Origin of the sequence: Aeromonas sp. QDB62 (genome assembly GCF_027705695.1) — a bacterium.
Taxonomy (GTDB): Bacteria; Pseudomonadota; Gammaproteobacteria; order Enterobacterales; family Aeromonadaceae; genus Aeromonas; species Aeromonas allosaccharophila.
The window spans coordinates 121944-134256 of record NZ_JAPDCD010000007.1 but is presented as its reverse complement, the minus strand read 5'-3'; the positions used below and the strand labels follow the sequence as shown (position 1 = coordinate 134256).

The window sequence follows — 12313 nt, the reverse complement described above, 5'->3', positions numbered from 1 at the left end:
AGGTCCTGCATCGAGAAAACCGACTACCCGTTCCCGGAGGAGTTGGTGCTGTCAACACCGTCCCGGTGAACGGTTACCCTTGAGGGAGGCAAGTTCGGCCTGTTTACCTGCCAGCTGTTGGCGTGCCTGCGCCAGATCGAGCCGGGTGATGGCGCCAGCCTGGTATTTGGTTTGGGTCAGCTGCTCGGTTCGGGTCAGGTTGGCCAGCTGCTGTTCTCCGAGCGCGATGGCAGAGCCGAGATAGCCGAGCTGCCAATACTGCTCCAGGGTATTGCCGATCAGCAGCAGTCGGGTGCTGGCGAGATCCTGCTCGCTTGCCGCCGCCTCCCAGCTTGCCTGATCTCGCACCGAGGCGAGCTTGCCCCACAAATCTACTTCGTAACTGAGGCTCAGCGAGGGACCCAGACTGTTGGTGCCTTTGCCGGTTTTCAGATCCTTGTTGCCGCTGGCGCCGATAGTGCCATTGACCGAAGGGGTGAGGTTGGTATCGGCCTGCTCGGCGCCCAGTCGGGCACTTTTAAGCTTGAGGGCCGCCACACGCATGTCCGGGTTAGCGGCCAGTACCGCGTCGACCAGTTTGTCGAGCCGGGGATCATGAAATTCTCGCCACCAGGGGCCAGCCTGCGCAGCCAGTCGGGCGCCGTCTGCCTGTTGCCATGTGGGGGCAAGCGCCAGCTCGGGTCTTTGATAGGTGCTGTGCTGACTGCAGCCGCTGAGGGCCATACAGAGAGCCAGCCAGGAGAGTTTGTGCATTGTTATTCCCTCGCCAGTGCGACAACAGGGTCGAGTCGCGCCGCATTGCGTGCCGGCAGGTAACCAAACAGGATCCCGATGAGTGACGAGCAGCCAAAGGCCATCAGGATGGAGAAGAGCGAGAACTGCATCTTGATGGAGTCCACCAGCAGTGAAAAGAGTGCGCCAATGCCAAGAGAGAGGCCGACGCCGAAGATCCCCCCCAGCAGGCTGACCATCACGGCCTCAATCAGGAATTGCTGCAGGATGTCTGACTGGCGGGCGCCCACGGCCATGCGAATGCCGATCTCGCGGGTGCGCTCCACCACCGACACCAGCATGATGTTCATCACGCCCACTCCGCCGACGATCAGCGAGATCACCGCGATGGCCGAGACCATCAGGGTCATGGTGGCGGTGGTTTTCTCCACCGATTTGATGATGCTGTCGCTGCTGAAGGTGAAGAAATCCTTCACCCCGTGGCGCTTGGTGATCAGCTCGATCACCGCCTGCTCGGCCAGTGCCGGTTGTACCCCGTCCTTGACCCGGATGGTGATCTGGCTGAAGTGGTGCTGCGAGATGAGGCGACTCATCACCGCGCTGTAGGGCAGCCAGATATTGACCGACTGGCTGGTGGGGCCGAATCCGGTCTCCTGCGAGACCACCCCGACAATCCGTACCGGCAGGGTGCCGACCAGTACCACCTTGCCGACCGGATCATCCTTGCCAAGCAGGCTGGTGATGCTCTTCTTGTCCACCACGGCGACGGCAGCACGCTGCTGGATATCTTGCCACTCCAGTAAGCGACCACTGACCAGCGTCATCCCCTTCACCTTGAAATAGTCGTTACCGACTCCGGTCACGTTGCCGCTGTTGGTCTTGTTGCGATAGCGCAACTGGCCAGAGCTGCCAATCTCGGGGCTGGCACCCGCAAGATAGGGTTGCCCCAGCAGGGCATCGAGATCCCCCTTGTTGAGGGTCTGGATGCTGGCCATCTTCTCATCGCCCCACCCCTTGCCCGGGAAGATTTCGATGGTGTTGGTGCCCATTGCATTGATCTGGTCGATCACCTTGGCGCGCGCCCCCTGACCAAGGGCGACCACGCTAACCACGGCGGCGATGCCGATGATGATGCCGAGCATGGTGAGGAAGGTGCGCATTCGGTGGGCGAGCATGGCATGCATCGCCATGCGTCCCGCTTCCCGATAGCGATCCCAGTCGTGGCTCATGGCTCCTTTATTGGGTGCGATGTTGGTGGTTGGGGCCAGCGCGGCCGTTTGGCACGGGCCGCTATCTTGCTCTACCCGACCATCCTTGAGGGTGATGATTCGGTCGGCATGGCTGGCCACGTCCATATCGTGGGTGACCAGAATGATGGTGTGACCCTGAGCGTGCAGCTCCTTGAGGATCGCCATCACCTCCTTGCCGCTCTGGCTATCCAGCGCGCCGGTCGGTTCATCGGCGAGGATCACCTCGCCGCCGTTGGCCAGTGCCCGGGCGATACTGACCCGCTGCTGCTGACCGCCGGAGAGCTGACCCGGGTTATGGTGGCTGCGATCGCGCAGTCCCAGTCTGTCTAGCAGCTGGCGCGCACGCGCCTGGCGATCCGGGCGGTTGGTGCCGGCATAGACGGCGGGGATCTCCACGTTGGCGGCGGCATCGAGATGGGGCAGCAGGTGGTAGCGCTGAAAGATAAAGCCGAAGTGGTGGCAGCGCAGCCGGGCCAGCGCCAACGCATCCATGGTGGCGGTGTCCTGACCGCGAAATAGATACTGACCGCTGCTCGGGCTATCCAGACAACCCAGCAGGTTCATCAGGGTCGACTTGCCGGAGCCGGACGCGCCGACAATGGCGATCATCTCTCCTGCCGCGATAGTGAGGTCAAGAGGGTGGAGCACGGTCACCTCGCTGTCGCCGCTCTGATAGCGTCGCTCGACCCCTTTCAGCTGGATCAACGGCAGCTGGCTCAGGGGCTCACTCATAGCATCACCGCCATATCATCATTGGCGGCGGGGGCGCCGTGATTGAGCTGCACCTCCTCCTTCTCGGTCAGCCCGCTGATCACCTCAATGCGGATCTCGTCCTTCATGCCGGTCTTGATGGTGCGGGTCTCGCTCTGATCACCCTCCTTGACCAGAGTCACCTCAAACTCGTTGTCGGCCAGCTGCTTGCCAAGGGCGGTTTGCGGCACAGTGAGTACCTGCTTGCGCTCGCCGAGCACTATGGTCACCTGGGTGGTCATCGCCACCCGCAGGGTATGGCCGGGATTGGGTACATCGAACAGGGCGTAGTAGTAGACAGCCGCATTGCTGGTGGTGGTACCTGTGGTGGCCTGATCGTTGATGTTGGTAGGCGCTAACTCCACGGCGCGAAGGGTACCCTGATAGCGGGTATCCGGATCGCCGATCAAGGTGAAATAGACTGGCATGCCGGCTTTGACCTTGGTGACATCGGCTTCGGAGATCTGCGCCTTGACCGTCATGGTCTCGAGGTTGGCCAGCTTGAGCACGGTCGGCACCGTCTGGCTGGCAGCCAGGGTCTGGCCCTGACGGGTCACAATGCTGATGACGGTGCCATCCATCGGCGCCAGGATCTTGGTGTAGCCCAGCTCGGTCTTGGCCCGATCAACTTTGATCAGGGCATTGTCGATATTGGCCTGGCTGTTTTGCAGTTCGGCGCGGGTGACAGCCAGCAGTGCCTCGGCACTCTCCAGATCGGCCCGTGAGCTCGCCTCCTGCTTGAACATCTGTTGCTGGCGCCGCCAGGCGAGCTCGTTCTGTTTGAGTTGCGCCTGTTTGATCTTGAGCTGGGCGCGATTGCTGGCAAGTTCCGCTTCGGCCGTCTTGAGGTTGTTTTGGGCAATCAGGGGATCGATCTCGGCCAGCAGGTCTCCCTGCTTGACCTGATCACCAGCCTCGACGGCCAGCTTGGTAACCTGACCGGAGACCTGGGCCCCCACATCCACCTGCTCCACGGCCTGCAGCACACCACTGGCCAGTACAGTTTGGGCAATATCCTCGCGGGTCACTTGAGCGGTCAGCATCGCCTTGGGTGGTTGACTGGGCCAGAGCAGCCAGCCGAGGAGCACCACGGCGATCAGCATGGTGATGGCCAGGGTTCTCTGCTTGGGGGTTATGTTCATCGATCACCTGAATGGAAACGGAAAAGGTTGTGCGCGGCGATTATCCTGCAGCAAAGCCCTGTTGACATCCTCCTCTCCCTAAAGGGAGGGGATTCCGATTAGTCACCTAACCGGGTTTCCTGATTCAACGAGAACTGCTGAGGTAACATGCGTTACACCAGACTGACATTCTCTCCACAGGCTTTAACGGCGAGCCCCGCCGCAAGAATATTCTTGGCCGCATTGTGGTCACGGTCGTGGTGTTCCCCGCATTCAGGGCACTCCCAGTCACGCACTGACAGCGGCAATTTTGAAAGTGTGTATCCGCAACAAGAGCAGCGTTTTGAGCTGGGGAAAAATTGGTCTATGGCAACCACCGAGCGCCCCACCCATTCGCCCTTGTACGACAGCTGGCGCACAAACTCACCCCAACTCGCATCGGCTATCGCCTTTGCCAGTTTGGGGTTGCGGATCATGTTCTTCACCTTGAGGGATTCAACGCACACAACTTGGTTCTCGTTAATCAGTGTGCGGGACAGCTTGTGCAAGTTGTCCTGTCGGCAATCGGAGATTTTGGCGTGAATACGGGCAACCTTGGCTTTGGCTTTGGCACGATTGGCGGAGCCGAGTTTCTTTTTACTCAGGCGGCGCTGGGCGCGGGCAAGCAGGGTTGCGTATTTTGCCGTGTGACGGGGATGGTCGACCTTATTTCCATTGCTGGTTACAAATAGGTCTTTTATGCCGAGATCAATGCCGACCATTTTGGGTGTGATGGGCAGCGCCTCGGGGTCGAAATCACAGAGGCAGGAGACGAAGTATCGGCCAGCTGCGTCTTTGGAGATTGTAACGGTGCTGGGTTCGCAGGGGAGCGGGCGGCTCCAGCGGATAGCCAGCGGCTCCTTGCTCTTTGCCATGTAGAGCTGACCTTCCCGATACTTAAATGCGGCATCGGTCAAAGTGGCCGATTGCTTATGGTGCTTGCTTTTGAAAGTTGGGTACTTGTTTCGCCCTTCAAAGAAGTTTTTGAATGCCGCCTGTTGGTGACGCAATGCTTGCTGGAGCGGGACGCTGGACACATCATTGAGCCAAAGATATTCGGGCTCTTTCTTGAGTGCGGTCAATCTGGCGTTGGCTTGGGTGTAAGCGATTTTTTCCTGATGCTGATAGAAGGCATCGGTACGCCAGCGAAGGATGTGATTATAGACAAATCGGGTACAGCCGAACGTCTGAGCAAGCAATGTAGCTTGTTCAGAGGTGGGGTAGAAACGGTATTTGTAGGCGCGCTTTGTCATCATTACATGCTTGCGCAGCTAATGTGGGATATCAAGATATTTTACCCAAAAGCACCGTAAAGCCCCGTCATTCATGGCGGGGATATAAGGTGTGAATGGCGTAGCCGTTCCATGGTTAATGAGGTGTTTGCTGTTGCTCGATGTACTGCCGGATGATCTCTATCGGAGCGCCGCCACAACTCGATGCAAAGTAAGATGGCGACCACAACATGCCCTTGTAGTAGAACTTGGCGGCGATGTCTGGCCGCTCTTTTCGCAGCACCCGACTGGATGCCCCTTTTAGGCTGTTCACCAGCGCCGATACTGCCACTTTTGGCGGGTAATTCACCAGCAGGTGAACATGATCAACCTCTCCATCCATCTCTTTTAGCTCTGCCTCAAAGTCAGCGCAGATCTTGGAGAACAGCTCTCTAAGGCGGTCGATGGCGGCATTGTCGAATACTCTTCTGCGATATTTCGTCACAAAGACCAAATGAACATGCATAGAGAAAACGCAGTGTCTGCCAGTTCTAATGTCATTGATTTTGCTCATAGACCAAAGTATATTATAGCCATGCAACGACTTCAAGCCTTCAAATATGAACTTCGGCCAGACGGCCAGCAACAGCTGCGAATGCGCCGCTTCGCTGGTTCATGCCGTTTCGTGTTCAACAAGGCGCTGGCGTTGCAGCAGGAGCGCTTTGAACAGGGCGAGAAGAAGCTCGGCTATGCGGAGCTGTGTAAACAGCTCACCCAATGGAAGTCGGAAGACTCAACCGCTTGGCTTGCCGAAACGCCCTCCCAACCCTTGCAGCAAACGCTAAAAGATCTGGAGCGAGCCTACACTAACTTCTTCGCCAAACGCGCCGATTTCCCTCGCTTCAAAAAGAAGGGTTTATCCGATAGCTTCCGCTATCCGCAAGGTTTCAAGCTCGATCAGGCCAATAGCCGTCTGTTCCTGCCTAAGTTGGGTTGGCTACGCTACCGCAACAGTCGGGATGTGCTCGGGGTGATCAAGAACATCACCGTGAGCCAATCAAGCGGTAAGTGGTATGCCGCTATCCAGACCGAGCGAGAGGTTGATGTGCCCGTTCATCAAGGCACAGCTGTTGGCCTCGATATGGGGATTAAACGCTTTGTCACCCTGTCAGATGGCAGCCACAAAGACCCACTCAACAGCTTCAAGGCTCACGAAAAAGCCTTGCGCAAAGCACAGCAGGCGATGAGCCGCAAAGTCATATTCAGCCGCAATTGGAAGAAAGCGAAAGCCCGTATTCAGCGCATCCAGACTCATATCGGCAGTGCCCGCCGCGACTACTTGCATAAGATCTCGACCGCCATCAGCAAAAACCACGCGCTGGTATGTGTCGAAGATTTGCAGGTGCGAAATATGTCCAAGTCAGCGGCGGGCACAACTGACACGCCTGGGCGCAACGTGCGAGCCAAGTCGGGCCTGAATAAGGCTATTTTAGATCAAGGCTGGGGCGAGTTTCGGCGTCAGCTCGACTACAAGCTGGCTTGGAATGGCGGGCATTTGATAGCGGTGCCGCCGAAGAACACCAGCCGAACGTGCCCATGTTGCGGGCATATCTCGGCTGATAATCGTCAAACACAAGCTACGTTCGAATGTGTGGAGTGTGATTTTAAAGAAAACGCCGATCTAGTCGGCGCGATCAATGTGTTAAGGGCGGGACACGCCCAGTTAGCCTGTGAAGTGAGTGGTGCAATAAGGCCGCCAGCAGCAGGAACCCACCGAAGCGAATTAAGCGTAATCGCCTAACCGCAGTAGGAATCCCCGTCCTTTAGGGCGGGGAGGATGTCAACTCGCTTATATCCCCGCCCTGAAAGGACGGGGTTTTACGCTCATTCAGATAAATAACAGCCGCAAATATGTAAGCAAAGTGATGGCGTTAACGGCAATACGCCGAAAAGGAGTCAGCGAGCGACCGCAGTGGTGGGCGAGAGAGTCAGCAAGGTAGGGCAAGAGTGCGGCTGGCGGTGGCGATGAAAAAGCCCTGCGCAGGGGCAGGGCTGTGGCATAGGTGATGGTGAGGGTGGATCAGGCCTTGGCCAGCAGATCCATCACCCAGGGCAGGCCCTGCTTCTTGCGGCTGACAAAGCCTGGGTGGTAGCTGGACTGGGCCGGTACTTTCGGGTGCGCGGTAAAGTAGATGCGGCTGGCGGCAGCCGTCAGGTCAGTGACCATCAGCACGAAGAAGTCGAGCCCTTCGCTCGCCACGCGCTGGGCCATCTCCTGCTGCAGGGCTGGCAGTTGCTCGGCAAGCTGCTGCTCGCTGCCCACTTCGATCTGGCTCATGATGAAGTTGCAACCTTCCGCCTGGAACGCTTTCTCGTCCTGCTGCAGCAGTTGAGCCGGAGTCAGACCGCTCAGGTCGGTTTTTGCCATCAGCAGCTGTTGGCCGAACTCGGCCAGTGATACTTCGGCCAGCGGAGCCAGACGCTCACAAGCGATCTTGTCATGCTCGGTGGTGGTCGGCGAGGTGAGACAGAGTGTGTCGCTCATGATGGCACCCAGCATCAGGCGAGCCTGGCTGCGGGTCACGGTACCTTGCTGACTCAGCAGATCGAAGGCGATGGTGCAGGTGCAGCCGACGGCACGGATCCAGGCATCCAGCGGAGACTGGGTGACCAGAGTGCCGAGACGGTGATGATCCACCAGACCCAGTACATTGGCTTGTGCCAGTGTGGCAGGGCCCTGTTCCAGATCACTGAAATCCACCAGCCAGACATCTTCACCGGTCAGATCTTTGGTCAGCAGCTCGGGTTCGCTGACGCCAGCCTGCTCCAGAATAAAACGGGTTTCGGTGCGCAGGTCACCCAGACGCCATGGGGTGGCCTGATGGCCCTGGCCATTGAGCCAGTCGGTGATAACCAGCGCACTGCAGATACTGTCGCTATCAGGATTCTTGTGACCAAAAACGTGGATCATAGACAAAGCCTCACAATTGGATACCCATAAAGGGGGGCAACACTATGCGAAATCCGCTACATGAAGGCAACCGGATCCACGCCCATGTTGCTGCCAGCTTCGCCTAACTCGCCATTTTATTGATCTGGGTCGGTAATCCTGACGCGAGTTCGGTGCTCACAGTTGGCTATTGGCTATTGGCTATTGGCTATTGGCTATTGGCTATTGGCTATTGGCTATTGCTGACTGTGGAGGCTATGGCGCTCGCCTGTGCCTGCGAAGTCAGCATGTTCGGTCAGCCCTGTCAGTCGCCATCGCTGCAAATCGGCGTTTTGGCCTGATTCAACGGCGCAGCAGCTCGCGAGCATTGGCCAGGGTGTTGTCGGTGATCTGGTCGCCACCGAGCAGGCGTGCCAGCTCATTGAGGCGGGCATTCTGGTCGAGTGCATCCATCCGGGTTTCGGTGGTTTTGCCATCGGTATGCTTGCTCACCACCATATGCTGGTGGCCGTTGCCTGCCACCTGAGGCAAGTGAGTGACCACCATCACCTGAGTGGACTCGCCGAGTTGGCGCAGCAGGCGGCCCACCACGGCGGCAGTCGGGCCGCTGATCCCCACATCCACTTCGTCGAAGATGAGAGTAGGGGTGGAGACTTTGCGAGCGCTGATCACCACGATGGCAAGGCTGATGCGCGACAGTTCACCGCCTGAGGCCACCTTGCCAAGCGGCTGAATGGGTTGGCCCGGGTTGGTGGTGACCATAAATTCCACCCGATCGATACCTAGCGGGGAGAGGCTGCTCTGGGCATCGGGGCGCACCTCGATGGCAAAGCGGCCATCCGGCATCGCCAGTTCGTGCATGCTGCTGGTCACCTTGGCGCCCAGCTCCTGGGCGTAACGCTGACGGCTCTGGCTCAGGGCCTCCGCGGCCTGGACAAAAGCCTGACGGGCCTCGGCCAGCTCATCTTCCATCCCCTCTAACCGCTCCTCGTCGGAGTTGAGGCGGGCGAGATCCGAGGCCAGCTCCTGATGATGCTGGGCCAGATCCACCGGTTTGACGTGGTGCTTGCGGGCCAGATTGATCGCCTTGGAGAGGCGGGCTTCCAGCTCGTTGAAACGTTCGGGATCCAGCTCCAGTCGATCGAGGTAGCTGCGCAGCTCGCTGTGGCTCTCCTGCACCCCGATCAGGGCTTCGTTCAGCATCTCCAGTACCGGTGTGAGACGGCTGTCCATGCTGACCAGCCCTTCTGCCCGATCGACGGCCGATTGCAGCAGGCCGGCGATGGTGGTCTCTTCGTTGTCATAGAGCAGATCTAGACAAGCCCCGCACTCCTGCATCAGCTCGGTGCCGTTGGCGAGACGCTGGTGCTCCTCCTCTATCTCTTCAAACTCCCCCGGCTGCAGGGCAAATTCGTCCAGCTCCTGCACTTGATACTCGATCAGCTGGCGACGGGCCTCCCGCTGCTGCTGTTCGGCCTTGAGCCGGTTCAGCTCGTTTTGCAGCTGGCGCCACTGCTGATAGTGCTGACGCACCTCGTCGAGCAGCAGATGGTGACCGGCATAACCGTCGAGCAGGGCGAGCTGATAGTCGGGTTTGAGCAGCATCTGGTGGGCATGCTGACCGTGTACGTTGACCAGCAGCTGGCCCAGATTCTTGAGCTGGGTGAGGGGGACGGGCACGCCATTGATATAGCTGCGGGAGCGACCCTCGGCGGAGATGACTCGCCGCACGATACACTCACCTTCGTTTTCCAGCTCGTTGGTGGCGAGCCAGGCGCGGGCGGCCGGGTTGTTGTCGAGCAGGAAGCGGGCGCTGACCTCGCTTTTGTCGCTATCGGGTCGCACCATGCCTGCTTCGGCCCGCTCTCCGAGGCAGAGACCGAGAGCGTCGATGGCGATGGATTTACCGGCGCCGGTCTCACCGGTGATGCAGGTCATGCCCGGTTGCAGATCGAGTTCGAGAAACTTGACGATGGCGAAGTTGTTGACGGTCAGCTGGGTCAGCATGGTCTCATCCTGTATAGGTCAACATTACTGTGTATGCATCCAGTATATACTGGTCTTATATACAGTAAAGAGGGTGCCGCCATTTTTAACACAGGAAGGGGGCACCAGTGCGGCATGGCTATGAGAATGCGGTAGTGATGATTGGATCGCGGTACTGATATGAGAGTGCAGAGTGACGTTGTCACGAAAGGATGGAGGAGGGCGCCAATTCAGGCGCCCTCTCTGGCAATGTCATTGTCGGTCAGAGCCGGTTAAAACAGCTTGCTGCCCCAGCCGAGCTTGTTGCGCAGCACGTGGAAGTAGCTGTAGTCGAGGGGATGCACCAGATGAAGCTGGTGGTGACTCTTCTTGATCAGGATCTCGTCCCCCGGGTGGACCGCCAGCGTCACCTGGCCGTCACAACTCACCTGCATGGCGTCATCCTGATTGTCCGGCGAAACCAGCAGCCGCACTTCGCTGTCGGCATCGAGTACGATGGGGCGGCTGCTCAGGGTGTGCGGGAACATGGGCACCAGCGTGATGGCGTTGAGCTTGGGGGTGAGGATGGGGCCGCCCGCTGACAGGGAATAAGCGGTGGAGCCGGTCGGGGTGGCGACTATGATGCCGTCCGAGCGCTGGCTATACATAAAGCTGCCATCGATATAGACCTCGAACTCGATCATATGGGCGATCTTGCCGGGGTGCAGTACCGCTTCGTTGACCGCCAGATTGCTCGACTTGCGCTCGCCGTGGCGATAGACCGAAGCCTCCAGCAGGAAGCGGTGTTCGCTCTTGTAGTGACCGGAGAGCACCTGCTCCAGCGGCAGCAGATAATCCTGCGGCGAGAGGTCGGTCAGAAAGCCGAGGTTACCCCGGTTGACCCCAATCACCGCCACATCGAAGCGCGACAGCACCCGCGCCGCTCCCAGCATGTTGCCGTCGCCGCCGACCACGATGGCGAGATCGGCCAACTGGCCCAGCTGCACCAGATCCATCACGTTTTCATCGAGGATGCTCAGGGTCTGGGCGACCCGGCTCTCGACCAGTACCCGAAAACCGCGGGCGGTCAGGTATTGATGCAGGCCGGTCAGCGTCTGGTTGGCCCCCTCATGGTGGGGTTTGCCAATCAGGGCGATGGTTTTGAACGGAGAATCCATAGTCTGTCGGGTCTGGGATGAGTATTGCGGGCCAGTATACAGTGCTTTGCTCCGCTTGTGACGCTCTCCCGTGTGACGGGGGCAGCTATCCCATTGAGTCAGCTGGCTAAAGGGTGAGCTGCAACGCCAAGAAACAGCCGCTTGCGGCAGATCATCCACCCTGATTGACCTTTTACCCCTTGAAAGCCGGGGATGCATCCCCATAATAGCGCCAACATAGTCGGTCTGTTGTCGTCCGGTCGCTCAACCTGACGTCAGGGCCCTCATAAGTAACCCCGGAATTGGAGATGTCATGAACCACGAAGAGCAAAAGGTTGAAGCGATGGAGCAAGTGGAAGTCCAGCCAGTCGAGCCGACCGATGTAGACAGTGAAGTGACAGCCGAGCAGGCCCGCATTGCCGAACTGGAAGCGCAGCTGGAAACCGCCATCCAGAAGGCGGCGGAAGAGCGTGAACGCGCCCTGCGTACCGCCGCCGAAATGGAGAACCTGCGCCGTCGTACCGAGCTGGATGTCGAGAAGGCGCACAAATTCGCCCTGGAGAAGTTCGCAGGCGAACTGCTGCCGGTGCTGGACAACCTTGAGCGCGCCATCGAACTGGCCGACAAGGAGAACGAAGCCCTCAAGCCGATGATCGAAGGGGTCGAGCTGACCCTGAAATCCATGCAGAGCGGCGTCGCCAAGTTCGGTCTGGTGGCGCTCGACCCGCTCAACCAGCCGTTTGACCCCAACGCCCATCAGGCGATGAGCATGGTGCCGAGTGCCGATGTGGCGCCGAACACCGTGATTGCCGTGATGCAGAAGGGCTACGACCTCAACGGTCGGGTGATCCGTCCTGCCATGGTGATGATCGCCAAAGCGGTCGACTGATTGGCTGTGGGTACCCGAGCCCGCCCCGTGGCGGGCTTTTTGTTTCGCAGTGCAGCACCTGTTCATTTTGCCCGGTTTCACGGCTCAACGTGACCGCGCAACCATGACAAAGGGTGTGGTTTTTTAGGGTTGGGGCTTGAAGCTGCGTCTGGCGACCCCATATAGGGTGCAAGGCCGCGGCGGCACAAAAAATTTGATGCCGGGAGCTTGAAAGCCAGATTGGCAGCCCCCACCTAGCCGTTAACGCAT

Annotated in this window: 9 protein-coding genes and 1 pseudogene; 2 read left to right on the top strand and 8 right to left on the bottom strand. The window is 58.8% G+C overall.

Annotated elements, in window-relative coordinates; all coding sequences use genetic code 11:
• Positions 1-57 precede the first annotated feature (57 nt).
• The 5 genes and pseudogenes from OKC27_RS05560 to tnpA form a co-directional block, all read right to left on the bottom strand.
• Positions 58-753: pseudogene (locus tag OKC27_RS05560) on the bottom strand (TolC family protein); the annotation flags it as partial.
• Between the two features lie 2 nt (positions 754-755).
• Positions 756-2714 carry a MacB family efflux pump subunit gene (locus OKC27_RS05555; RefSeq protein WP_139427553.1) on the bottom strand — a complete coding sequence of 653 codons (1959 nt, stop codon included), beginning with the start codon at positions 2712-2714 and terminating at the stop codon, positions 756-758.
• A complete protein-coding gene (locus OKC27_RS05550; protein WP_270805999.1) occupies positions 2711-3874 on the bottom strand; it encodes an efflux RND transporter periplasmic adaptor subunit in 1164 nt (387 codons plus the stop codon). The genes OKC27_RS05555 and OKC27_RS05550 overlap by 4 nt, the downstream gene beginning before the upstream one ends.
• A gap of 152 nt (positions 3875-4026) precedes the next feature.
• Complete coding sequence (locus OKC27_RS05545) at positions 4027-5145, bottom strand: RNA-guided endonuclease InsQ/TnpB family protein (protein WP_064341455.1); 1119 nt, start codon at positions 5143-5145, stop codon at positions 4027-4029.
• A gap of 115 nt (positions 5146-5260) precedes the next feature.
• Positions 5261-5677, bottom strand: a complete 417-nt coding sequence (gene tnpA / locus OKC27_RS05540) for an IS200/IS605 family transposase (protein ID WP_064338318.1) — start codon at positions 5675-5677, stop codon at positions 5261-5263.
• 21 nt (positions 5678-5698) lie between these two features.
• Between tnpA and OKC27_RS05535 the strand changes: the two genes are divergently transcribed.
• A complete protein-coding gene (locus tag OKC27_RS05535; protein WP_149153227.1) occupies positions 5699-6904 on the top strand; it encodes an RNA-guided endonuclease InsQ/TnpB family protein in 1206 nt (401 codons plus the stop codon).
• A 279-nt stretch (positions 6905-7183) separates the two neighbouring features.
• Here OKC27_RS05535 and OKC27_RS05530 read toward each other — a convergent pair whose 3' ends face one another.
• From OKC27_RS05530 to nadK, 3 genes are all read right to left on the bottom strand, one after another.
• The gene (locus OKC27_RS05530; RefSeq protein ID WP_182970716.1) at positions 7184-8074 is read right to left on the bottom strand and encodes a manganese-dependent inorganic pyrophosphatase; all 891 of its coding nucleotides are present in this window, start codon (positions 8072-8074) and stop codon (positions 7184-7186) included.
• Between the two features lie 321 nt (positions 8075-8395).
• On the bottom strand, positions 8396-10060 hold the full coding sequence (gene recN, locus OKC27_RS05525; protein WP_270805998.1) for a DNA repair protein RecN: 1665 nt from the start codon (positions 10058-10060) through the stop codon (positions 8396-8398).
• 251 nt (positions 10061-10311) lie between these two features.
• Positions 10312-11196 (bottom strand): NAD(+) kinase, encoded by an 885-nt coding sequence (nadK, locus tag OKC27_RS05520; RefSeq protein ID WP_270805997.1) that lies wholly within the window; start codon positions 11194-11196, stop codon positions 10312-10314.
• A gap of 292 nt (positions 11197-11488) precedes the next feature.
• Here nadK and grpE point away from each other — a divergent pair, with 292 nt between their 5' ends.
• Positions 11489-12064, top strand: a complete 576-nt coding sequence (gene grpE / locus OKC27_RS05515) for a nucleotide exchange factor GrpE (protein ID WP_042058176.1) — start codon at positions 11489-11491, stop codon at positions 12062-12064.
• Positions 12065-12313: the final 249 nt, after the last annotated feature.

Excerpts from the sequence above, each read along its gene's own strand:
- OKC27_RS05530 (WP_182970716.1), bottom strand. The coding sequence starts at position 8,074 with ATGATCCACGTTTTTGGTCACAAGAATCCTGATAGCGACAGTATCTGC.
- tnpA (WP_064338318.1), bottom strand. The coding sequence starts at position 5,677 with ATGAGCAAAATCAATGACATTAGAACTGGCAGACACTGCGTTTTCTCT.
- OKC27_RS05545 (WP_064341455.1), bottom strand. The coding sequence starts at position 5,145 with ATGACAAAGCGCGCCTACAAATACCGTTTCTACCCCACCTCTGAACAA.
- OKC27_RS05555 (WP_139427553.1), bottom strand. The coding sequence starts at position 2,714 with ATGAGTGAGCCCCTGAGCCAGCTGCCGTTGATCCAGCTGAAAGGGGTC.
- OKC27_RS05535 (WP_149153227.1), top strand. The coding sequence starts at position 5,699 with ATGCAACGACTTCAAGCCTTCAAATATGAACTTCGGCCAGACGGCCAG.
- OKC27_RS05550 (WP_270805999.1), bottom strand. The coding sequence starts at position 3,874 with ATGAACATAACCCCCAAGCAGAGAACCCTGGCCATCACCATGCTGATC.
- nadK (WP_270805997.1), bottom strand. The coding sequence starts at position 11,196 with ATGGATTCTCCGTTCAAAACCATCGCCCTGATTGGCAAACCCCACCAT.
- recN (WP_270805998.1), bottom strand. The coding sequence starts at position 10,060 with ATGCTGACCCAGCTGACCGTCAACAACTTCGCCATCGTCAAGTTTCTC.
- grpE (WP_042058176.1), top strand. The coding sequence starts at position 11,489 with ATGAACCACGAAGAGCAAAAGGTTGAAGCGATGGAGCAAGTGGAAGTC.